The sequence below is a fragment of the Saccharospirillum mangrovi genome (assembly GCF_003367315.1).
In the GTDB taxonomy this organism is placed as follows: Bacteria; Pseudomonadota; Gammaproteobacteria; order Pseudomonadales; family Natronospirillaceae; genus Saccharospirillum; species Saccharospirillum mangrovi.
The window spans coordinates 831,905-855,658 of sequence record NZ_CP031415.1 but is presented as its reverse complement, the minus strand read 5'-3'; the positions used below and the strand labels follow the sequence as shown (position 1 = coordinate 855,658).

The 23,754-nt window shown below is 58.9% G+C and carries 19 protein-coding genes and 1 pseudogene; 19 read left to right on the top strand and 1 reads right to left on the bottom strand.

Annotated features, from left to right (window positions below):
* Window positions 1-165 precede the first annotated feature (165 nt).
* From DW349_RS04045 to DW349_RS04030, 4 genes are read left to right on the top strand one after another with little or no spacing between them, the layout of a single operon-like run.
* On the top strand, window positions 166-1,488 hold the full coding sequence (locus DW349_RS04045; protein WP_108126253.1) for a hypothetical protein: 1,323 nt from the start codon (window positions 166-168) through the stop codon (window positions 1,486-1,488).
* Window positions 1,485-2,495, top strand: coding sequence for a FecCD family ABC transporter permease (locus tag DW349_RS04040; RefSeq protein ID WP_108126252.1), 1,011 nt, complete (start codon window positions 1,485-1,487; stop codon window positions 2,493-2,495). The genes DW349_RS04045 and DW349_RS04040 overlap by 4 nt, the downstream gene beginning before the upstream one ends.
* The gene (locus DW349_RS04035; protein ID WP_198650527.1) at window positions 2,492-3,271 is read left to right on the top strand and encodes a heme ABC transporter ATP-binding protein; all 780 of its coding nucleotides are present in this window, start codon (window positions 2,492-2,494) and stop codon (window positions 3,269-3,271) included. The genes DW349_RS04040 and DW349_RS04035 overlap by 4 nt, the downstream gene beginning before the upstream one ends.
* Before the next feature lie 25 nt (window positions 3,272-3,296).
* Window positions 3,297-3,620, top strand: coding sequence for a Rieske (2Fe-2S) protein (locus DW349_RS04030; RefSeq protein ID WP_108126251.1), 324 nt, complete (start codon window positions 3,297-3,299; stop codon window positions 3,618-3,620).
* A 64-nt stretch (window positions 3,621-3,684) separates the two neighbouring features.
* On the opposite strand, the gene DW349_RS04025 is transcribed toward DW349_RS04030, so the two are convergent.
* On the bottom strand, window positions 3,685-4,845 hold the full coding sequence (locus tag DW349_RS04025; protein ID WP_108126250.1) for an aminotransferase class I/II-fold pyridoxal phosphate-dependent enzyme: 1,161 nt from the start codon (window positions 4,843-4,845) through the stop codon (window positions 3,685-3,687).
* Between the two features lie 61 nt (window positions 4,846-4,906).
* On the opposite strand from DW349_RS04025, the gene gluQRS reads away from it, so the two are divergent.
* From gluQRS to pgi, 15 genes and pseudogenes are all read left to right on the top strand, one after another.
* Window positions 4,907-5,803 (top strand): tRNA glutamyl-Q(34) synthetase GluQRS, encoded by an 897-nt coding sequence (gene gluQRS / locus DW349_RS04020; RefSeq protein ID WP_232819351.1) that lies wholly within the window; start codon window positions 4,907-4,909, stop codon window positions 5,801-5,803.
* Between the two features lie 230 nt (window positions 5,804-6,033).
* Window positions 6,034-6,642, top strand: a pseudogene (locus DW349_RS17675) (radical SAM protein); the annotation flags it as partial.
* Window positions 6,643-7,465: 823 nt separating this feature from the next.
* Complete coding sequence (locus DW349_RS04010; RefSeq protein ID WP_108126248.1) at window positions 7,466-8,680, top strand: MFS transporter; 1,215 nt, start codon at window positions 7,466-7,468, stop codon at window positions 8,678-8,680.
* Window positions 8,681-8,748: 68 nt separating this feature from the next.
* Entirely contained in the window at window positions 8,749-9,255 is a 507-nt protein-coding gene (locus DW349_RS04005) for a MarR family winged helix-turn-helix transcriptional regulator (protein WP_108126247.1), read from the top strand.
* Window positions 9,256-9,359: 104 nt separating this feature from the next.
* Entirely contained in the window at window positions 9,360-10,985 is a 1,626-nt protein-coding gene (locus DW349_RS04000; protein WP_162824612.1) for a sensor histidine kinase, read from the top strand.
* Window positions 10,986-11,001: 16 nt separating this feature from the next.
* Window positions 11,002-12,540: a DUF3369 domain-containing protein gene (locus DW349_RS03995; RefSeq protein WP_108126245.1), complete on the top strand. Its 1,539-nt coding sequence runs from the start codon at window positions 11,002-11,004 to the stop codon at window positions 12,538-12,540.
* Window positions 12,541-12,632: 92 nt separating this feature from the next.
* Window positions 12,633-12,800, top strand: a complete 168-nt coding sequence (locus DW349_RS17325) for a hypothetical protein (RefSeq protein ID WP_157954389.1) — start codon at window positions 12,633-12,635, stop codon at window positions 12,798-12,800.
* On the top strand, window positions 12,800-15,763 hold the full coding sequence (locus DW349_RS03990; RefSeq protein ID WP_108126244.1) for a sensor histidine kinase: 2,964 nt from the start codon (window positions 12,800-12,802) through the stop codon (window positions 15,761-15,763). The genes DW349_RS17325 and DW349_RS03990 overlap by 1 nt, the downstream gene beginning before the upstream one ends.
* 23 nt (window positions 15,764-15,786) lie before the next feature.
* The gene (locus tag DW349_RS03985; protein WP_108126243.1) at window positions 15,787-17,226 is read left to right on the top strand and encodes a sigma-54-dependent transcriptional regulator; all 1,440 of its coding nucleotides are present in this window, start codon (window positions 15,787-15,789) and stop codon (window positions 17,224-17,226) included.
* A gap of 550 nt (window positions 17,227-17,776) precedes the next feature.
* Window positions 17,777-19,120 carry a polynucleotide adenylyltransferase PcnB gene (gene pcnB / locus DW349_RS03980; protein ID WP_108126242.1) on the top strand — a complete coding sequence of 448 codons (1,344 nt, stop codon included), beginning with the start codon at window positions 17,777-17,779 and terminating at the stop codon, window positions 19,118-19,120.
* Entirely contained in the window at window positions 19,117-19,599 is a 483-nt protein-coding gene (gene folK, locus DW349_RS03975; RefSeq protein WP_108126241.1) for a 2-amino-4-hydroxy-6-hydroxymethyldihydropteridine diphosphokinase, read from the top strand. Before pcnB ends, folK begins: the two co-directional genes overlap by 4 nt.
* A gap of 100 nt (window positions 19,600-19,699) precedes the next feature.
* Window positions 19,700-20,497: a 3-methyl-2-oxobutanoate hydroxymethyltransferase gene (gene panB / locus DW349_RS03970; protein WP_108126240.1), complete on the top strand. Its 798-nt coding sequence runs from the start codon at window positions 19,700-19,702 to the stop codon at window positions 20,495-20,497.
* Between the two features lie 63 nt (window positions 20,498-20,560).
* Window positions 20,561-21,403, top strand: a complete 843-nt coding sequence (panC, locus tag DW349_RS03965; protein ID WP_108126239.1) for a pantoate--beta-alanine ligase — start codon at window positions 20,561-20,563, stop codon at window positions 21,401-21,403.
* A 44-nt stretch (window positions 21,404-21,447) separates the two neighbouring features.
* Window positions 21,448-21,828 (top strand): aspartate 1-decarboxylase, encoded by a 381-nt coding sequence (panD, locus tag DW349_RS03960; protein ID WP_108126238.1) that lies wholly within the window; start codon window positions 21,448-21,450, stop codon window positions 21,826-21,828.
* 213 nt (window positions 21,829-22,041) lie between these two features.
* Window positions 22,042-23,691: a glucose-6-phosphate isomerase gene (pgi, locus tag DW349_RS03955; protein WP_108126237.1), complete on the top strand. Its 1,650-nt coding sequence runs from the start codon at window positions 22,042-22,044 to the stop codon at window positions 23,689-23,691.
* Window positions 23,692-23,754: the final 63 nt, after the last annotated feature.

The following is a 23,754-nucleotide window of genomic DNA, read 5'->3' as shown; positions in this document are numbered from 1 at the left end:
ACCGGCGCATACACCGCCGGGCGGTTCTTAAAAGCAGCGATTACCGCTACCATGGCGCCCTTGGGTCGCAGCGGCCGACAGTGAGGTGTTCAGCACTGTCCGGACCGCGCCCTTGGGGCTCCCTAGGGAGGCGATATTGTATCGACCAGACTGAATTAATCCACCATGCATGCTCTGCGCTGGCTGTGGCAGCCACTGACCGCTTTTGCACTGGCCTTGTTGGTCGTGCTGAATTTTTTGCTCGCCTGGCTGTGGTATCAACCGGCCGCCGACACCATCACTTTGACGCAACAACGCCTCGGCGAAAGTCTGGTGCGTACGCTGGCGTTCGACATCGCCGCGCCGTTGCAACGCAGCGACCGTCTGGCGATCAGCCTGCTGCTGAACCGCACCGCCGAAGAGCCTTTGGTCGCTTCGGCCGCACTGACCGCCAGCGCGCAAAACCTGACGTTGAATTCGCGCCCGGTCGGCCCGGAACCGATTGAACCAATCCGCTTCGAACATCCGGTGCATTTTGAATCGACACTGCTGGGCGAAGCCGAAATACAGCTCGATCAACGCCCGCTGATGCAATGGCGCACCCGCACTCTACGCTCCTGGTTTCTGTTTAATGTGCTGGCATTGGCGGCGGCCGGCGGTCTGATTTATTGGCGCTCACGCGTGCACGACGCCAGCACCGTTAAACTGGCGCGCCAACTGAGCGAACAGTTGCCCGGCTGGCGTCAGCAGTTCAGCGGCTCGCCGGAAGCTCAGTTAAAAGCGCTGGTGACGCGACTCAGTGACGCCCTCGATTCCAACTCGCAAGTGCTGCGCACCCTCGCCACCACGACCGGCCAGGGCGAAGCCGAACGGTTGCTTGAACAAGTGCATTTGGCCGGCGAACAGGGCGCTTACTGCGACGTCGCGCTGCTGCATGTTCAGTGCACCAACTGGGACGCGCTGACCCGTCAATACGACGCCCACCAACTGCAAGCGCTGTGGGCGCGTTATGAAAACCTGATCACTCAGGTCGGTGAACTCTACGGTGGCGTGCTGCTGCCCGAAGGCTTCACGCTGGTGTTTGGCCTGGGCGACGACGACCAGTACGCCATGCACGCGGTCAGCGCGGCGCGCGTGTTGCAACTTGCCAGCATGCTGAGCCAGTACGAAAGCAAAAGTCTGCAACCGGCCTTTGGTTTTTCATTGAGCGCCGGACCGGCCTTTGTGTCGCGCACCGTTAAACACGGCTTGCCGCTGCCACTGGTCGCCGGCGACGCGGCGCAGTGGCTGCAACAGGTCAGCGCGTTGCAACCGCGCGGCGTCATCTATCTGGCTGAGCCGTTGTTGCAACATCAGGAAGTGAATCAGGCGATTGAAGTGTCGCTGTTGCGCGACGTTACTTTGACCGACGGCGGCCGTCTGGAAGTCTGGGAACTGGACGCCATCGCCGGCCATCGCGACCGCCTGCTGGCGTCGCAGGCGCAAACGCTGGTCGACCGACTCGGATGACGGCGCGCACGCTCGCCTGGTTGTTGCCGCCGGTGTTGCTGTTGTCGGCCTTGCTGGCGCTGAGCGTCGGGCCGTCCAGTCTGGAATTGACGCAGGTGTGGCAAGCGCTATGGCACCCGGGCGATGGCATCAACGCGGTGATTGTCTGGCAGATTCGCCTGCCACGATTGATGTTGGCGCTGTGCGTTGGCGCGCTGCTCGGCTTGAGCGGTGCCTTGGTGCAGGGTCTGTTTCGCAATCCGTTGGCCGAACCCGGTTTGATGGGCGTATCGAGCGGCGCAACCTTGGCCGTCGTCGCCAGCCTGATTCTGGCACCGGCTGCGTTGGCGGCCTTGCCGGCGGTGTTGTCGACCCTTGCCTTGCCGGCCATCGCGTTCGTCGGTGGTTTGATCGCCACTCAACTCGTCATGCTGCTCGGTCGCGACAGCCTCGCCTCGCCGCTGCGGCTGATTCTGGCGGGCGTCGCTTTCAACATGGTCGCAGCAGCCGGTATCGGCCTGTGCGCCTACCTGTCCAGCAACGAACAACTGCGTACTTTGACTTTCTGGTCGCTTGGCTCGTTCGGCGCGGCCGACTGGCGCTCGGTGTCGCTGACGGCAGCCGTGTTGCTGGTCGTCAGCCTGTTGGCGTTGCGGCTGTACCGGCCACTGAATGCGCTGCTGCTCGGCGAACCCGAATGCCGACATTTAGGTTTCGACGTGCGCCGGTTAAAGCGACAAGTGGTTTATCTCAGCGCTGCCAGTGTGGGTGCGGCGGTCGCGTTCACCGGCATCATTGGTTTTATCGGCCTGGTCGTGCCGCACATGGTGCGCTTGCTGGTCGGGCCGGATCATCGCCGCGTGTTGCCGCTCAGTCTGGGCGTCGGCGCGTTGCTGACGCTGTGGGCCGACTGGCTGGCGCGCACCGTTATCAGCCCCGCCGAATTGCCGGTCGGCATCATTACTTCGCTGCTCGGCGGACCTTTTTTTGTCTACCTGATTCAGCGCCAGCGGACGGTGCTGTCGTGAGTTTGCAGGCCGACCAACTGACGCTGTATCGCTGGCCCGACGTGGCAACGCTCAGTGACGTTTCAGTGAGTGTAAAAGCGGGCGAAGTGTTGGCGCTGATCGGCCAGAACGGCGCGGGTAAATCGAGCCTGCTGCAATTGCTCAGCGGCGAATTAACACCCAGTTCCGGCACCGTGCGCCTGCACGACAAAGCGCTGCGCGCCTGGAACGGCCCGGACCGCGCGCGGCTGCTCGCGGTGCTGCCACAACACCACCGGCTAAACTTCGATTTTCAGGTCGCCGATGTTGTCGCCCTTGGCCGCTATTCGCACGCCACAGGCCGGGCGCGGGACGACGCCATCGTCGCCGATGCCCTGGCGCTGTGTGACTTAACCGACTTCGCGGAACGGCACATTCACACCCTCAGCGGTGGCGAGCGTCAACGCGTGCATCTGGCGCGGGTGCTGGCACAAATCTGGGACGCCCAACCGGAAGGCGACCGCTTTTTGCTGCTCGACGAACCGGCCAGCGGACTTGATCTGCACCATCAGCAGACGTTGTTCCAGGCGGTGCGCCAGTTTGCCCGGCGCGGCGTTGGCGTGTTGCTGGTGGTGCACGATCTGAATCTGGCGGCGCATTACGCCGATCGCATTCTGCTGCTGAATCGCGGCCACGCCGTGTGCAGCGGCACACCGGATTCAGTGCTGACCGCCGCCAACATTCAACAGCATTTTGGGCTCGAGGTGACGGTGCAACCGCATCCGCATCACGCCGGTCCGCTGATCATCACGCATTAATTGAAATGAAAAAACGAGGAAACCGATGACCGAACTGTGCAGCGTCCACGACCTGGAAGAAGGCCGATCGCTGGGCTTCGATTTGCCCGACAACCCGGTGTTTGCCGTGCGCAAAGACGGCGAAATCTACGTCTACAAAAACGTCTGCCCGCACCTGGGCGTGGCGCTGGAATTTATGGAAAACGAATTTCTCGACATGGACGGCGCGCTGATCCAATGCTCCACCCACGGCGCCCTGTTCGAGATCGAAAGCGGCCACTGTTTAGCCGGCCCGTGCCAGGGTGAGAATCTGACGCCGGTGGAGTTTGTTATTCAAAACGATGTGATCGTTTTGACGGGAGACGCTTAGGCGCTGCGCGCCGGGGAGACGGAAGACGCTGGGTTAGCTGTAACTGGCGTCTCCCGTCTCCCGTTCAGCGTCTCCCGGTAAAAGCAGCCAACCTCGCGACGGCCTCCTTAAGCACCTTCACCTCCGCCGTATACGCAATCCGCACCGCGCGATCCTGCGTCGCGCCGCCAAAATCGATGCCCGGCGTAATTGCCACGCCGGTTTCTTCGAGCAAGCGATCGCACCAGTCGAGCGCGTCGTCGCCATAAGCCGACATATCGGCGTACAGATAAAACGCCCCGTCTGGCCGCGCTAACAACGGCAAGCCGAGCGCTTCCAGTTGCGGTGCCAGATAATCGCGACGCGCGCGCAGTTCGTCGCGGCGCGCAAAACATTCGGCTTCCACCTCGGGCTCGAACGCGGCCAAGGCCGCGTGTTGCGCCATCGACGGGGCTGACAAATACAGGTTTTGCGCCAGCCGTTCGGCGGCATCGATGGCGTCGGGCGGCACCACTGCCCAACCGAGTCGCCAGCCGGTCATGCCATAAAACTTGGAAAAACTCTGCGTGACCCAGACGTCATCGGTCACGTTCAGTGCCGACGGCGGCAGGGCGTCGGTGAAGGTCAGGCCGTGATAAATCTCGTCGGCGAACAACGCCAAGCCATGGCGCTGGGCAAAATCGGCGGCTTGCTGCCATTCCTCCAGCGTCAAAACCTGACCGGTCGGGTTACACGGCGATGCCAGTAACAAACCCTGGCTTTGCCCGGTCCGCGCCGCTTCCAGCGCCAGCAGCGACAAACGCAGGCCCTTGTTGGACAACGGTACCGACACCGGCTGCGCGCCAATCACTTCAAGAAAGTTGCGATTGCACGGATAACCCGGTTCCGGCAGCAACACTTCGCGACCGCTGTCGATGCTGGCCGCGAACGCCAGCAACAAAGCGCTGGAACCGCCCGGCGTAACCAGAATCCGCGCCGGGTCCAGATCGACGCCATGCCAGCGGCGATACCGTTCAGCGATGGCGCGGCGCAATTCGGGCAGACCAGTCGCCGGGGTGTAACCGGTGTGGCCGTTCGCCAGCGCCGCCTGCCCAGCTTCAACAATCGCCTGCGGCGTACCGAAATCCGGCTCACCGACATAAAGCCCAATCACCGACCGGCCCTGTTCGGCCAGCGTTTTGGCACGAGCGAGAATCTGCATCACTTGGAAAGGTTGAATGCGGGCGGTGCGTTCGGCGAGCAACATCGGTTGGTCCACGGCTGGGAAGGGGCGACGGCATCATGCAGAATGTCGAGCCGAGCTTCAAATGCGAACCCCGCCTTTCATGCCGTTATCCATGCCAAGCACAGCCTACCGCGGCCGCTTTGCGCCCTCGCCCACCGGCCCGCTGCATTTGGGTTCGCTGGTCGCGGCGCTGGTCAGTTACCTGGACGCCAAAACACAAAACGGCGTCTGGCTGGTGCGCATCGAAGACCTGGACCCACCGCGAGAACAACCCGGCGCAGCCGACGCCATTTTGCGCAGCCTCGAAGCGCACGGCCTGCATTGGGACGAAACGGTGCGCTACCAAAGCCAGCGCAGCGAAGCGTACATCGCCGCCCTCGACCAACTGGCCGCTGCCGACCAATTGTTCTGGTGCCATTGCAGCCGCAAGGATTTGGCCGATTCAGCCGTCTACCCCGGCCATTGCCGCGCACATCGCCAACCACGCCCCGACGCGGCGATACGCTGGCAAGTGCCCAACACAATCGAACGTTATGCCGACCGCTACCAAGGTGAACAACTCATCGATCTGGCCGCTGAACTGGGCGATGTGGTATTGCGTCGCCGCGACGGCCCGTTCGCCTACCAACTGGCGGTGACGGTTGACGATCTCGATCAAGGCATCACCGACGTTGTTCGCGGCATCGACTTGCTCGACTCCACGCCCTGGCAACGCGCCCTGTTTCGTACACTCGGTGCGAACCCACCAAACTACGCGCACTTTCCGGTCGTCGTCGGCGACAACGGCCAAAAGCTCAGCAAGCAAAACCACGCCCCGGCGTTGGACGACGCTAACGCCGACCAAAACCTGCAACAGGCACTGCAGTTGTTGGGTCTGACGCTTGACGGCGAACCACCAGAAACCCTGCTTCAAACCGCCTTGGCGCACTGGCCTAATATCTCGTTACAGCGACGGAAAACACTCACGCCAGACCAGTAAATCTCACCACCGTTTCTTAAACTGCGGACATTTCTGAAACACTGACCGAAAAAGAATTTGCACCCCAGGAGAAAAACTTACATCTTATATGCGTGCGTTACGCACACATATATCAACACACAGGGAGGAGTTGTTATGTTCCGCGAATTCGCCTGGTAAGCAGTACGGGCGGCCGGTAATACCGGTCGCTCTTTCACCGAAAATCACGTCCCTTACCGAGGTAAACAGCCATGCAACTCATCCATCATCCCTTTCTAAAATTCGATCAGCTAAAGCCCATCTACAATTTCACTTACCCGCTGTTTCACACAATTTCCGACGATTACCGGGGCCAATTAAATTTCACCAACCCATCGATTACCGAACGAATTACCAAAGCCCGCACAGTCTCTCTTTATATTCACATTCCATTTTGCGACACCATCTGTTCGTTCTGCCCGTTTCAAAAAGGGGCTTACAAAAGCGCTGATCAAATCGACGAATACATGACGGCATTATTCAAAGAGATCCAGTTAAAAGCTGAGTTCGTTAACTCTCTGGAAGGGCCTATTCGCACCATCTACATCGGCGGTGGTACGCCTTCGATCATGTCCGCTGCGCACCTTCAACAGCTTGGGAAAATACTCAAAACTGAGTTTGATCTAACCAACCTTGCCGAATTCACACTCGAATGCGAAGCCAAAAGTGTGACTGAAGAAAAGCTGATCGCAGCGCGCAACATTGGCGTCAATCGAATCAGCTTCGGTGTGCAAACCTTTTCCACCCGGTTCCGGCCGTTGTTCGACCAAACCGCCACTTTTGATGACATTGAAAACACCGTGCGCTGGTCGCAGGAAATCATCGGTAACGTGGGTTTTGACCTTCTGTACGGCATGCACGATCAATCGGCGGAAGAGTTATTCTACGACTTAAAACGCGCGACCGAGTTGAAACCAGAAGCGATCAATCTCTACCCGATCAACAACATTTCCATCACACCAAAATTACACAAATCCTATGCCAATGAAGGCATGAAACCTTCAAGTCTGGCACATCGACAGATGATGCGTCTGATCAGCGACACCTTTATGCGAGGCTGTGGTTACGCGCCGTGCAACGGCCACACCTACGTTAAAGAAGCGAATCAGCTACCGCTGAACAACGCGCGCATGAGTTCTGCTAATCACTTCCGCTATCACAAATACCTGCACGGCTATCAGGACGATTACGTTGTGGGTTTTGGCGCGTCCGCCCAGTCCATTCTCGGCAATCTGGTAACACGTGCCGACCCGAACCGCAGTCGCTACATCACCGACATCGCAGAACAGGGAACGCCAACAGTGCACTTCAACTGGGTCCCCGCAGCACAACAGGCGTCGAAAGCACTGTGTATGCGGTTGCCCTACAGTGGCTACGCCGACAAAAGCCGAATTGATTGGGAAAACGTCGATCCGGTGACCTACCAGAATTTAACCAACGTCATCCGGGCAGGCCTGGTTACCGAAGACCACTTCAACCTGGAACTCACTCAATTGGGTTGGCAATGGTACTCCAGTCTTACTTTCTTCCTGCTGCCGCAAATCGATAAAAGCATCATCGACGGTTTCATCGACGACATGATGAACGCGCCGATCAAACTCGACGGCACAACCGAAGTTTTTAGCGCATCGTAACGGAGACGATATGTACGAATTATTGGCCGAAAAACACCTTCGCTATTTCTGCCTGCTGGTCATCTTATTGGCGTTTATCAGCGGTGCGCTGCGAACCTCCGTACCGTTGATTGCCGTTCAGGCAAACCTTTCGGTATCGGGCGTCAGTTGGGCTCAGGGTTTGTTTTCAATCGCCTGGCCGCTGTTTGGTATCGTTGTCGGTACCATTCTGGATCGACAAAATAAAAAACGCCTGGCTTTAAACGCCCTGATTATTTTTTCGGTGTTTTTTGTTGCTGTCTTAGTGTTTAGCTTTACCACCAACGCCAACTTACTGTCGGTTTTTGGCTACTCCATGATGGCAGGCATCATCGTTGTTTCGGCTGAGGCTTACATGATGACGTTGCCGCCGTTGCTGATGAGTGGCACCAAATTATCGATTTTCTATTCCATGGTATTGTTTCTGGATTTTGGCTTTTCTTACTTTATCGGCCCGGTCATTGCCAGCGTTGCACTTGCCGCCAGTTCAACGCTGTTCTATGCCATTATTATCGTGACGTTTCTGGTGGCTGTTTTTCTGGTCGGAAAGGCAATTCCCGCACTGCCAATAAACAATCAGACCGCCATTACGTTTCAGTACATTCTGGCAGGATTTCGATTTATTTTTTCCAACCCGCATCTATCGGCGTTAACCATTCTTACGTTTTTTCTGTCGGTGGCATTTGGCGCTTTTCTAACGTCGTTCGTTATTTTTGTGACCGGCGAACACTATTTGGGATTGGACCCAAGCCGTTACGGAATCATGTTCGCCGCTTATGCCTTTGGTGCTATGACGGGCGCGCTGTTCATTCGCTATGTGCCCAATGCCATTGAGGTACGGCTGGCGGTTTTACTCGATGGCTTGGGCACGGCGGCCTTACTCATCGTGCCAGCCTATGTCAGGCATGTTGAAATCGTTTGGGGAACGACGTTCCTGGCTGGGTTCGGACTCAGTTTCTGGTTTGTCTGCATCACCGCATTTCGACAACGGTTGACGCCGGCTGAGTTACTCGGCCGCGCCAATTCCGCGTTTCGAGTCATTGGTTATGCAGGCATGCCGGTCGGCAGTTTTCTGGTGGGTACGCTGGCAACTTTGTTCAGCCTGGAGCTTGCGGCGGCGGCGATTTCGGGGCTGTTGCTGGCAGCATTAATCATTGCACTGCCATTGCTTTGGTCCGCCGACAAACTTGCCACTCAACCGGCCTAGCGCGGGCAAATTTGCCCCATACATGCGGCGCGCATACACTTCGGCGAAACCGTTGAGGGTGTGCGTGCATGGCCTATTTAGAGAACATTCTGGGCGCTTTTGCGCTGACCCTTGCCGACCGGCTGAACAGTCGACTGCAATCAAAATCCGGCCGTTCGGAAGGCGGCACCATAGCGTTGAACCAGATTGCCAGTCGGCATAATCCGACGATTGATGATTTACGCTCCAGCCTGGCAGTTGAAACGCATTCGGCCGCGACACGCGTTGTCGCCAGGCTCGAAGCGGACGACCTGATTACCAAAACCAAAAGTGGCACCGACAGCCGCTTTACCCATCTCGCTTTGACGCCGAAAGGCAAGGCGGTTCGCAAATCCATTTTGCGCGAGAAGCAGAGTTTTCTCAGCGATTGTTTGTCGGTGTTGAACGCCGAGGAACGCCTGGCCTTAGAGCAGCTGATGCAGAAAATGTTAGCCAGTATGGAGTTCGATGAAGCCGGCTGCGACCGCACCTGCCGTCTGTGTGATACCCGTACCTGCCAGCACCCGCAATGCCCGGTGCAGATCAATACCGATTAGCCGCGCCGAGCCATCGACCCGCGGTTGCCTTTCTGCGTTCTTTGCCAACTGGCGAAACCCGCCAGCGCGACCTAATCTTGCGACAGACACTTACGAGTAGTGACATGTTTCAGGTCAATGCTTTTCTCGCCAGGCGCTTACTGGCGGCCATCACTCTGGGTGTGGCCTGCGCCATTCTGGTGACGATATTGATGCAGTCGTGGACGCTGACGCGGACCATGGAAAACCTGCGCGACCAGAACGTCGATGCCTCCTTGAGCAACATGTTGCCGCTGATCAACGAATCCATCTGGGCGTTCGACAGCGCCAATGTGGCGCGTGCGGCCGAAGCATTGCTGCGCGATCCGTACATTTCCGGCGTGGCGATTCAATCGATTGAGGGCGAGATCAATCTGCACTTGGGCGACCTGTCAGACCGCGATCCGGATTGGTTGCAGCCCACCGAAGAGCGCACGGAACTGGCGACCGAAAACGCCCTGATTATCGCCACACCGGTGATTCACGATTTCAACGACACGCCCACCACCATTGGCTGGATTTACCTGCGTTCGGATAACGAACTGATCCGCAATCAGGTCAGCCTGGTACTCGGCGGCGCGCTGGTATCGGCCATCGTCGCCATTGTTTTTTTACTGGCGGCTTTGTATTGGGTCGTACAACGTTTGGTGGCACGGCCAATTCGCCATTTCAGCGAATACGTGCAACGCATTTCGCCGGACGATTTCACCCAATGGAGCCAGCAACGCGAGCCATTGCTGGAAGGCCGACGCGATGAAATTGGTCAGCTGTACGAAGTGTTTAACCGCCAACATGACAACCTGATCGAACGCGACAAAGCGCTGCGTCAGCACCAGGACGATCTGGAAAAAGTCGTTGCCGAACGTACCGAGCAATTGCAACAAAGCAACCGCAGTCTGACTGACTCGCTGGAGAAACTGAAAATTGCTCAGGAAGAATTGCTGCAAAGCGAAAAACTGGCGTCGCTGGGTAATCTGGTCAGCGGCGTGGCGCACGAGGTAAACACACCGCTGGGAATATCCATCACAGCGGCCAGCCATCTGACCTCGGAAGCGCGTACGGCGCAACGTGCGTTGGGCAACAATCAACTGAAAAAATCCGACCTGGAACGGTTTTTCAGCGAATGCCTGGAAACCGGCGATTTGCTGTCGGCCAATCTGGATCGCGCTGCGCAATTGATTCGTTCGTTCAAACAGGTGGCGGTCGATCAAACCAGCGAAGAGCTGCGTCACATTAATTTGCACGCTTACATCGACGAAGTGCTGACCAGTTTGAAACCCAAATACAAAAACGCGCCCATCGAGGTCATCAACGACATTGAGCCTGATGTCACGACCCGGCTTTCACCCGGTGCGCTGGCGCAGGTAGTCACCAATCTGGTGATCAACTCACTGATGCACGGTTTCGACGATGGCCAGCGCGTCGGCCAGATTCGCTTTTCCAGCGCCGCGGCCAGCAACCACCGCATCAGTCTGGTGTACGAAGACAACGGAGTGGGCATGAGCGAGGAAACGCTCAAGCACATTTTCGACCCGTTCTATACCACGCGCCGATCCAGCGGCGGCAGCGGTCTGGGCATGAACATTGTGTTCAATCTGGTAACCGGCAAACTCGGCGGCCGCATCCAGATTCACAGCCCGCCACACGATGGCTGCCGCTTCCGCATCACGCTACCGCTGAAGACCAACGCTGAGCTGGCCGAAGGGCTTTGAGCAGAGGGGTTTTGATATGAGCGACGAACTGGTATTTGCCGACGAACAACCCAACGACCAGCGCACCGAACAGAAACCCTGGAAGGTGCTGATCGTGGATGACGACGATGAAGTGCACACCATCACCACGCTGGCGTTGCGCAACTTCCATTTTGACGGCCGACCGCTGCACTTTCTGCACGCCTTCAGTGCCGCCGAAGGCATTGAGCAGGTGCGACAGCATCCGGATCTGGCGCTGTGTCTGCTCGATGTGGTGATGGAAACCGAACACGCCGGCCTGGACATGGTGGAAGTCATCCGCGATCAGTTGCGCAATTCCTTTATGCGCATCGTGCTGCGCACCGGCCAACCCGGCCAGGCGCCGGAAGAAACCATCATCGCCGACTACGACATCAACGATTACAAAGAGAAAACCGAACTGACACGCGGCAAGATGCACACCCTGCTGTATTCCTGCCTGCGTTCCTACCGCGACATTCTAGCGCTGGAGCGCAATCGCCAGGGGCTGGAGCGCATTCTTGATGCCTCGACCCAACTGCAACAACACACCTTTATTCAGGATTTTGCCCACGGCATTCTGGAACAGATTTCCGCCATCCTGTCGCCCGACGAAGACGCGCTGTATGCCCTGTGTGAAGGCGTGGCAGCGCACGAACAATTCGGCCGGCTGACCGTTGTCGCCGGCACCGGCCAGTACATTCAGCAAATCGGCCGACCCGTGGCCGACCTGCTGCCGGACACCGCCCAGGATTTCATCAAGAGCCAGCACACCGGCTTTCGCGCCCAGCAACTCGACGGCGGCTATCTGTGTTTGTATCGCTCCAGTGAAATGCACCTGAGCGTGCTGTTTCTGCGCGGGCTGATTACACGCAATGCGATGGAGCGGCATCTGCTGGAAGTCTTCTGCCAGAACGCCTTGACCGCCTTTGAAAACCTGGCGCTGCGTACCGAGTTGGAAGACAGCCAGCGCGAAGTCGTCTATTTGCTTGGCGATGCGGTGGAACATCGCTCACGCGAAACCGGCCAGCATTTGCGCCGGGTGGCGGAAATCAGTTTTCTGCTGGCGCAAAAAGCCGGCCTGCCCAAAGCCGAGGCGCGTTTGATTCGCGAAGCCGCGCCGCTGCACGACTTAGGCAAGATCGCCATTCCCGATGCCATTCTGAACAAACCCGGCCCGCTCGATCCCGACGAATGGACGGTAATGCAAAGCCACGCCCAACGCGGCTACGACCTGCTCAGCCACACCGACAAGCCGATCCTGAAAATGGGCGCGCTGATTGCCCGCGAACACCACGAACGCTGGGATGGCAAAGGCTACCCGACGGGGCTGGCAGGCGAAGCCATCAGCCTCGGCGGCCGCATTACGGCGTTGGCCGACGTGTTTGATGCGCTGTCGAGCAAGCGTTGCTACAAAGATGCCTGGTCGCTGGATCATGTACGCGCTCTGTTCGAAAAAGAACGCGGCCAACATTTTGATCCGGCGCTGGTGGATATTCTGCTGGCCGATTTCGACGAGTTCGCCGACATCAAACGCCGCTACCCCGATCCGGACTGAAGCACGCTGCTGTCAAACCGCCGTCGGCGGTGCTCTTACCAATTCCCGCCTTCGGCGGTACCATGGCCGCCGCCTTTTGATTCGATGCGTCCATGTCACTGTCGATCCTGCTGAAACTCTTGATTCTGCCGTTGTATCTGTTGCTGCCGTTCACCCTGGGCTGGGCCGGCCGGACCGATCTGTGGCCGCTGCCGTTTCTGATCTGGGCTGGGCTGATCGCCGTTAACGGCCTGGCTGAATATCTGCGGAGCCGGCGCTGATGGAATTTCGCTGGGAGTTTCTGCTCGCCGTTGGCCTCGGCTATCTGCTGGTGTTGTTTCTGATCGCCTACGCCGCCGAACGCGGTTGGGTGCCACAATGGCTGACGCAACATCCGCTGGTGTATGTGTTGTCGATTGGCGTTTATTGCAGCGCCTGGGCGTTTTACGGCAGCGTCGGTCTGGCTTACGAAGTCGGCTACGGTTACCTCGCCTACTATTTAGGCATGGCGGTGGCGCTGATGTTTTCCGCCATTATTCTGCGCCCGGTGCACGATCTGGCGCGCAGCTATCAACTGGCCTCGCTGGCCGATCTGTTTGCCTTTCGTTACCGCAGCCGCTGGGCCGGTCTGGTTACGGCGCTGGCGGTGTTGCTCGCCATGCTGCCGTTGCTGGCGCTGCAAATTCAGGCCATCACCGACACCCTGACCCGGCTCGACCCGCAAACCCAAGCCAAGCCACTGGCGCTGTTGATCTGTTTAATTCTGCTGGCGTTTTCATTGTTGTTTGGCGCACGCGATGTAACGCCGAGCGAGAAACATCCCGGTTTGCTGTTCGCGCTGGCGTTCGAGTCGGCGTTCAAATTGATCGTCTTGCTGGTGTTGGGCGCGGTGGCGTTGAAGCATCTGGTTGGCGGTTGGGCACCGCTGCTGGAATGGCCGTCGAGTCTGCCGGTCAACCGCGCCATTGAACCGCTGCCGCCGGTGCAATGGTTTTCGCTGCTGTTGATGTTCATCGCCGCACCCTTGGTGTTGCCGCATTTATTCCAACTGCTGTTCCGCGAAAACGCCGATCCCAAACGCCTGCGTTTAGTCGCCTGGGCGGTGCCGATTTATCTGCTGTTGATGGCGTTGCCCATCATGCCGATTTTCTGGGCCGGTATGAGCCTGGGCGCGCCGGTGAACCCGGAATATTTCTCGCTCGGTCTGGGCCTGGTGCTGAAAGAACCCTGGCTGGTGTGGCTGGCGTTTTTGGGCGGCTTGTCGGCCGCGGCCGGCATTACCGTATTGGCGTCCATCGCGCTGGCGTCGATGGCGTTGAACCATCTGGTGCTGCCGTTCCACAAACCCAGTTTCAACACCGATGTATACCGCTGGTTGCTGTGGGTGCGGCGGATACTGATCGGCGTGGTGATCGGCCTGTCGTATTGCCTGTATCTGTTTTTGGGGCAGTTGCAGAACCTGTCGTCGCTCGGCATCACCGCTTTTACCGGCTTGCTGCAATTGCTGCCCGGCATTCTCGGCTTGCTGTTCTGGGCCGGCGCCAATCGCAAAGGCTACATCGCTGGTTTGCTGGTCGGGCTCCTGGTCTGGGCGGTCAGCCTGCTGGTGCCGCTGGTTACCGACAGCCTGCATCTGACGACCCGGCTGCCGTTGCAATTCGCGCTGAAGACTGACCATTGGTCGATGACCACGCTCAGTTCTCTGGCACTCAATACCTTGGTGTTCATTCTGGTGTCGGTGTTTACCCGCACCAGCCCGGAAGAACGCGAAGCGGCGCAGACCTGCGTTATTACCTCGGTTGACCGACGCCATCGCCTGCCGCTGAAAGCGCGCAATGCCGAAGCCTTTATTGAAGCGCTAAGCCGGCCGTTAGGCCGCATCATGGCCGAGCGCGAAGTGAAACGTGCGCTGAAAACACTGGGTTTCCCAATCGGTGAATATCGGCCGTATGCGTTGCGCCGATTGCGCGACACCATTGAAGCCAACCTGTCGGGCCTGATGGGGCCGAGCGTGGCGCAGGCGTTGGTCGCGCGCGCACTGCCTTACGAGCAACACGGCAATGTCGAGCGCGACGACATTCATTTCTTCGAACAACGGCTCGATGGTTTTCACCATCAGCTCACCGGCATGGCAGCAGAACTTGACCGGCTGCGCCGCCACCACCGCGAAACGCTGTACAACCTGCCGATTGGCGTCTGTTACCTGGCCAACGACGGCGAAATTCTGCTGTGGAACCGCGTTATGGCCGAGATGACCGGCATCAGCGAACAGGAAGCCATTGGCGCGCGCCTGGATAGCCTGCCCGCCAACTGGTACGACCTGCTCGACAATTTCATTAAAGGCGGCGCCAACAAGCTGACCGTCGAACAGCCCAACGCCCAAGGTCCGGGTAAACGCTGGTTCAGTCTGCATCAGGCACCCGGGCCGGTATTGCGGCAGCCGATGGACGAAGGCCGGGTGGTGCTGCTGGAAGACGAAACCGAGCACAAGTTGCTGGAATCGGAACTGGTGCATTCGGAGCGCCTGGCGTCGATTGGCCGCCTGGCCGCTGGCGTTGCCCACGAAATCGGCAACCCCATCACCGGCATCGATTGCCTGGCGCAGGATCTGCGCTACGTCACCGACCCGGCCGAACTGCAACAGATTGCCGACCAGATTCGCGACCAGGCCAAGCGCGTCACCCGCATCGTGCGCTCGCTGGTCAACTTCGCTCACGCCGGCCAGCAGGACGACGGCAAGACCGAACATCAGCCCTATCCGCTGCGTCAGGTGGTGCAGGACGCCATCGACCTGCTGTCGCTGTCGCGCGACACCCAGACGGTCGAATTCGATAACCACATCGACCCGCAACTGGTGTTGCTGTGCGAACCGCAACGGCTCAGCCAGGTGTTTATCAATCTGCTCGGCAACGCCCGCGATGCCAGCCCGGCTGGCGAATCCGTTGATATTGAAGCCACCGTCGATGGCGAAAGCGTGCTGGTCGAGGTGGTTGATCGCGGTACCGGCATCGACGCTGAGGTGATCGATCACATCTTCGATCCTTTCTTCACCACCAAGGAAGTCGGCAAAGGCACGGGCCTGGGGCTGTTTTTGGCCTACACCATTGTTGAAGAACACTACGGCCACATCAGCGTGGAAAGCCCGGCCTTTCACGCCGACGGGCTTGGCACTCGTTTCACAATTCGGTTACCCTTGCACACCCTGTTACCAGAGGTAACAGACGAACCGAATTCTGCCGGCTGACCGGCACCCCGACGGAGGCCAAGATGAGCGACATCCTCGTTGTCGAAGACGAAAGCATCATCCGCTCTGCGCTGAAACGCCTGCTGGAACGCCACGATTACCGCGTTACCGAAGCCGAATCCGTCACCGAAGCCAGCCAGCACGACCTCAACCGCTTTAACCTCATCATCACCGACCTGCGCTTGCCCGGCGCCCCGGGTACCGACTTGATCGACATGGCGAAATCGGTGCCGGTGCTGATCATGACCAGCTACGCCTCGATGCGTTCGGCGGTCGATGCGATGAAAATGGGCGCGGTCGATTACATCGCCAAGCCGTTCGATCACGAAGAAATGGTGCGCACCGTCAGCCGCATCATTAATGAACAACGCCGCCAGCAGGTGCGCATCGAAGGCGTCGATGACAACCTGAACAATTCGGCCGATGCGCCGTCCGTTCCGGGTGCACTGGGCGATCTGGTCGGTCGCTGCGACGCCATGCAGAAGTTGTACAAGCGCATCAAGCGTGTGGCGCCAGCCGATGTCACCGTGCTGATTCACGGCGAATCCGGCACCGGTAAAGAGTTGGCCGCCCGCGCCATTCACCAGCACAGCCCGCGTCACGAGCAATCGATGGTCACCGTGAACTGCGCCGCCATCCCTGAAAGCCTGATCGAATCCGAACTCTTTGGTCACGAAAAAGGCGCCTTTACCGGCGCCACCGCCGCCCGCCAGGGTTTGGTGGAAGCGGCCGAAGGCGGCACGCTGTTTCTCGATGAAATCGGCGAATTGCCGATGGAAGCGCAGGCGCGCTTGCTGCGCGTGTTGCAGGAAAGCGAAGTGCGCCGCGTCGGTTCCGTGCACGCACGCACGGTCGATGTCCGGTTGATCGCCGCCACCCACCGCAATCTAAAACAACTGGTAAAAGAAGGCCGCTTCCGCGAAGACTTGTATTACCGCCTGCAAGTAATCGAAGTGACGCTGCCGGCGTTGCGTGAACGCGGTTCCGACGTGCTCGACATCGCCGAACACCTGCTCGCCAAGCACGCCCGCCGTCTGAAACTCGAAGATACCGTGGTGCTGTCGCGCGAAGCGCACGATGCGCTGCTCAAATACGACTGGCCGGGCAATGTGCGGGAACTGGAAAACGCCATTCAGCGCGCCTTGATTATGTGCGATGGCGGCGAGATCGGCGTCGAGGAACTGGGTCTGGATGAAAGCGAGTGGCGGATTCCCGAGTCACTGGCGCGGCGCGAAGGCACCCAGGCCGGTTTGCACGACGATTTGAACGACAACCCGGAAAATGAAGAACTGTCGCTGGAAGACTATTTCCAGCATTTCGTGCTCGAACATCAGCAAAGCATGTCGGAGACCGAACTGGCGCAGAAACTGGGCATCAGTCGCAAATCGCTGTGGGAACGGCGTCAACGTCTTGGCATTCCACGTCCGAAAAAGAGCGCTGCCAGCGCCAGCACCTCAGGCTGAGACCGCGTCGTTGCTGACGCGTAACACTCTGACGTAACCCCGCCCAAAACTTCGTAACAAATCTGACACCTAACGTAACAGATCGACGCTGACGGACTGTTTACGTTTTGATCACACCTTTTTAACTTATTGTTTACTAACGGTTTTTTATTTTTGGCACGCCACCTGCTCTTACAAGAGCGCAATGCAGGAACGGCCCGCAAACAAAAACAACAAAGGGCCACCGAGATGCCCAAAGCGCCCCCATCCAAAAACAACAATAAGGGGGCTGCATTCGGCAACACGCATTGCCAGAACAACAATAACAACCGATCAATAACAACAATAAAAATCGCATCACAGAGTAAGGCCGCCATAACAACAAAAACCTGGCCCGCCATCTGTACTCATGCTGCTAAAGCCGGCCTTGTGCCGGCTTGCTCGTCTTTGAACAGTCCGTTTCTGATTTATCCCACCGCAATCGCGCTCGGCAGGCCTGCCAACCATAGAGAAGCCACCCCAGTTCCGCTAAACTGCGCCCTTCGTTTTTTGTTGAGATCACAGCTCCCGCATGGTCGTTGAATGGATTAAACGCTGGCTGCCCGCCAAAGGCCCGGCTGCGGCTTTGGCAACGGTGACCCGCGATCACCACCGCATCTCCCGCAAGGACATCAGCCCGAACGCACTTAAGGTGCTTTATCGTCTGCAAAGTGCCGGCTACGAAGGCTATCTGGTTGGCGGCTGTGTACGCGATCTGCAACTGGGCCTGCACCCCAAAGACTTCGACGTCGCCACCGACGCCACACCCGAACAGGTGCGCAAATTGTTCAGCAATTCGCGCCTGATCGGTCGTCGCTTCAAGATCGTTCACGTCACCTTTGGCCGCGAAATCATCGAAGTCACCACCTTTCGTGGCCGTGCGGGGGATGCCGGACCGGGCGAACAGAAACAATCGAACGAAGGCCTGCTGCTGCGTGACAACGTTTACGGCAGCCTGGAAGAAGACGCCGAACGCCGCGACTTCACCGTCAACGCCCTCTACTACACCCCGAAAGATTTCTCGCTGCGCGTTTACGGCACTGGCCTGAAAGATTTGCAGGACAAAACGCTGCGCATCATCGGTGATCCGGAAACCCGCTACCGCGAAGACCCGGTGCGGATGATGCGGGCGCTGCGTTTCGCCGCCAAACTCAATTTCGACATCGAACCGCGCACCAGCAAACCCATTGCCGAACTCGCGCCGCTGCTCAGCCACGTGGCCGCCGCCCGCTTGTTCGATGAAGTGATCAAGATGCTGATGTCCGGCCAGGGCCTGGCGACCTGGCGTTTAATGCGCGAATACGGCCTGGTCGAGCCGCTGCTGCCGGCTACGCACGCCGCGCTCAAACGCAATAATGACCGGCCCTACAACGCCTTTATCGAACAGGCGCTGATCAACACCGACGACCGCATCAATCGCGGCCGTCCGGTAACGCCTGCCTTCCTCTACGCCGCCTTGTTGTGGCCGGCGGTACGCGAAGACGCCGAACACCGCATTCAGATGGGCACACCGGAAACACCCGCCTGGCAGCAGGCAATGGCGCAGGTTGTCGCCGATCAGGTGCGCTCCATCACCATTCCCAAGCGCTTCTCGCTGCCGATGAAAGACATCTGGGATTTGCAGTTGCGGCTGCCCAAGCGCACCCCGAAACGCGCCGAGCAAACGGCGGCGCATCCGCGTTTCCGCGCCGGTTACGACTTCCTGCTGGTGCGCGAACGCTCTGGCGAAGAGCCGGGCAATCTGGGTCGCTGGTGGACCGACTACCAGGAACAGAACCCGGAAGCGCGCGACGCCATGGCACGCGAAGCTGAATCGACTAAACCGCGTCGCCGCAAGCGCCGCCGTTCGCCGGCGCCCAACGCCTCCAACTCATGACACGCCGCGCCTGGATCGCCCTGGGCAGCAATCTGGGCGACTCAGCCGCGCTGCTCAATCTCGCCCTGAACGCCATTGCGAAGCTGCCACAAACGCAGCTTCAGGCGGTGTCGGCGCGCTACCGCACGGCACCGATTGGCGGGCCGGAACAAGGCGACTTTCTCAATTCCGCCTGCCGCATCGACACCAACCTCGCCCCGCTCGATTTACTGCACGCCTTACAACGCATCGAACTGGACGCCGGTCGCGAACGCCACGAACACTGGGGCCCGCGCACTCTGGATCTGGATTTGATTGCCGTTGATAACGTCGCACAAACCGACCCGGAACTGACGCTGCCGCATCCGCGCGCCCATCAGCGGGCTTTCGTGCTCTACCCGCTGGCCGATCTGAACACCGATCTGATGCTCGCCGGTCGCCCGGTGATCGACTGGCTCGACAGCGTGGCCGACCAGGCCATTGAACGTCTGGCGGACTGAATCGTCTGCATCAATTGACGGTTTGATGACAACCGTTGCTTGACTTGCTCGGACCAAATCGCAACCATTCGCACCCACTTCAGCGACAACGCCCGACACCATGGCCAAAACCAAGACCACGGCGAGCCTGCAACAGAAGGTCGCCGAGGGTGAGAAATTCACCGTCCTGACCGCCTACGACGCCACCTTTGCGCATCGCTTCTCCGACTGGGGCATCGACGTACTGTTGATCGGCGATTCGCTGGGCAACGTCATTCAAGGTCAAACCTCCACCGTTCCGGTCACCATGGACCAGATGGTGTATCACACCGAAAACGTCGCGCGCGGCAACCAGGGCGCGCTGCTGATGGCCGATTTACCGTTCAACAGCTACGGCACGCTCGAACAATGCCTGCACAACGCCGGCCGGCTGATGCAAGCCGGTGCGCACATGGTCAAGCTCGAAGGCGGCGCCTGGCTCGCCGAGCAAGTGACTGCGCTCGGTCGCATGGGCATTCCAACCTGCGTGCATCTGGGTTTGACGCCGCAAGCGGTCAACAAGCTCGGTGGCTTTAAAGTGCAGGGCCGCGACGAAGCCGCCGCCCAGAAAATGATCAACGACGCCCTGGCCGCCGTTGACGCCGGCGCCGACATGCTGCTGCTCGAATGCGTACCGTCGGCGCTGGGCAAAGCCATCACCGACGCCGTACCCGTGCCGGTAATCGGCATCGGCGCCGGCCCGGACACCGACGCCCAAGTGCTGGTCAGCTACGATCTGCTCGGCTTCAATCCGCACCGGATGGCTAAGTTCGTGAAGAACTACCTGGCCGAAACCGGCAGCATTGAAAGCGCCGTCACCGCCTACATCAACGACGTCAAAAGCGGCGCCTTCCCCGGCCCCGAACACTGCTTTGACTGAGACCGCTTTGACTGAATCCCCTTTGCCTGCGGCGCTCAGCGCCGCGTCTGCGGAGAAGCGCCCATGAAAACCGTCAGCAACCTGGCCGATCTGCGCGCCAGCCTAGATGAACTGCGCCAGGGCGGCCGCACCGTCGCCTTTGTGCCGACCATGGGCAACCTGCACGAAGGCCACATGCGGCTGATTACCGAAGCGCACAAAAACGCCGATATCGTGGTCGCCTCCATCTTCGTTAACCCGACCCAGTTCGGCGAAAACGAAGATCTGTCGGGCTACCCGCGCACGCTTGAAGAAGACAAGAAAAAGCTGATCGCCGAAGGCTGTCAGTTGCTGTACACCCCGAATACCGCCGACATGTACCCGGAGCCGGATTTAACCCGGGTCGACGTCAAGCACATCACCACCCTGCACTGCGGCGCCAGTCGGCCCGGCCATTTCGTCGGCGTTGCCACCATTGTGTTGAAGCTGTTCAACCAGGTGCGCCCGGATGTGGCCGTCTTTGGTTTGAAAGATTTCCAGCAATTCAAAGTGCTGGAATTGATGGTGCAAAACCTGTTTTTGCCGATTCGTATGATCGGCGTCGACACCGGCCGTGCCGACGACGGCCTGGCGCACAGCTCGCGCAACAACTATTTAACCGCCGACGAACGCGAACGCGCCCCGGCGCTGAACCGCATTCTCAGAGACACCGCCGCCGCCATCCAAAGTGGCGAGCACAGCTTTGCCCAATTGACCCGCCAGGCTAAGGAACGCCTGACCGAAGCCGGCTTCACGCCGGATTACTTCAACATCAGCCGACGCCTGGACCTGGAACCGGCTGGCGACGACGACCGCGAACTGGTCATCCTCGCCGCCGCTTTTCTCGGTCGCGCTCGGTTGATTGACAACATCCAGGTCGACCGCTGAATTCAGCCGACGACCACCTTGCGTTCCACGGTGGAGGTTCATCCATGCAACTCACCCTGCTTAAAGCCAAACTGCATCAGGCACGCGTCACCCACGCCGTGCCTGATTACGAAGGTTCCTGCGCCATCGGCGGCGATCTGCTCGACATGGCCGGCATCCGCGAATACGAACAGATTCAGATCTACAACGTCACCAACGGCGAACGTTTCACCACCTACGCCATTCGCGGTGAAGGCGGCTCCGGCATCATTTCAGTGAACGGTGCGGCGGCGCACAAAGCCTCGGTCGGCGACGTCGTCATCATCTGCGCCTACGCCCAGTTCGACGAAGCCGAACTCGACGCCTTCAAACCGCGCATGCTGTACATGAACGCCGACAACAGCGTCAGCCACACCAGCAACGCCATCCCGGTTCAGTTCGCTTAAACCGCCACGGCCGCCACGGCGGCCGTTTCTTTCAGCGTCTCCCGTCTCCCATCCAGCGTCTCCCGCAAAAATGTAGTTTTATTTCACCCCACGGTGGTTTCAGCGCCATTATTGTCATTAAATAACAACCCGTTTTCGCGCACGCCTTGAACATTGAAACCGCGCCGTCACCTTGTTCGAACCGAATCGCCTAACCAATAAGAGAGTCCAGCCATGTCTTATGACCCGACGCAATTGAGCACCTGGAAAAAACTCAGCGCCCACAAAACGCACATCGAAGCGCTGCATTTGCGCGATCTGTTTGCCGAAGACGCCCAGCGCGGCCCGCGTTTTTCCGCAAGCGCTGCGGGTCTGGATCTGGATTACTCGAAAAACCGCATCACCGACGAAACCCTGGCCGAATTGATGGCGCTGGCGCGCGAAGCCGGTTTGCCACAAGCGATTGAAGGCATGTTCCGGGGCGACGTTATCAACCGCTCGGAAAACCGCCCGGCGCTGCACATTGCCTTGCGCAACCGCAGCAACCACCCGATCAAAGTTGGCGATGAAGACATCACCGCCACCGTCAACGAAACACTGGCGCGGATGCGCGCCTTCGCCGAATCCGTACACAGCGGCGAATTCGCCGGTTACACCGGCAAGAAGCTGCGCACCATCGTCAACATCGGCATCGGCGGTTCCTTCCTCGGCCCGAAAGTCGTCTCCGACGCGCTCAAGCCGTATTGGCAAGATGGCTACGATTTGCAGTACATCGCCAACATCGACGGCACCGACGTCACCGAAACCTGCCGCCATCTCGACCCGGAAACAACGCTGTTCGTGGTCGCGTCAAAAAGCTTCGGCACCTTGGAAACGCTGAAAAACGCCCAGGCCGCGCGCGACTGGTTTTTGCGCCAGGGCGGCAAACCGGAAGATGTAAAACACCACTTCGTGGCCGTCTCCACCAACGTCAAAGCCGCCACTGAATTCGGCATCGACGAAGCCAACATGTTCCCGATGTGGGACTGGGTGGGCGGCCGTTATTCGCTGTGGTCAGCCATCGGTCTGGCGCAGTCGATCGTGCTCGGCTTCGATGTGTTCGAACAACTGCTCAGTGGCGCTCACGCCATGGATGAGCATTTCCGCACCACCGGCCTCGAGCACAATCTGCCGGTCATCATGGGCGTGCTCGGCGTCTGGTATCACAACTTTTTCGGTGCCGAAACGCAGGCCGTATTGACCTACGACGAAACGCTGAAAGACCTGCCCAACCACTTGCAGCAGGTCGATATGGAATCGAACGGCAAGCGCGTAACGCAAGACGGCCGCCCGGTGCAATGGTCCACCGGCCCGGTTATCTGGGGCGGCACCGGCACCAACGGCCAGCATGCTTATCACCAGCTGTTGCACCAGGGCACGCGTTTGATTCCGGCCGATTTCATCATGCCGCTGACCAGCCACAACCCGGTGGATGACCATCACCAATGGCTGTTCGCCAATTTCCTCGGCCAGCAACAGGCGATGCTCGAAGGCAAAACCGAAGCGGAAGTGATCGCCGAATTAACCGCCAAAGGCATGAGCGAATCCGACGCCCGCGCGCTGGCGCCGCAGAAAGTCATTCCTGGCAACCGCCCGTGCAATACGCTGACCTTCGAGACACTGACGCCGCAAACACTGGGCGCGTTGATCGCTTTGTACGAACACAAGGTCTTTGTGCAGGGCGTGATCTGGGGCGTGAATTCGTTCGATCAGTGGGGCGTGGAATTGGGCAAGGTGTTGGGCAATTCGGTGTTTGATGCGCTCAGCAGCGGCAATACCGACGGCTACGATTCCTCGACCGCCGTTTTAATCAAACGATTCCGAGATACTCAACAGAATTCCTAACCCCACTTTTCTGACTTAAATCTCTCCGACCTAGTAAATATCACTGTCGGAGAGATTCCCCGC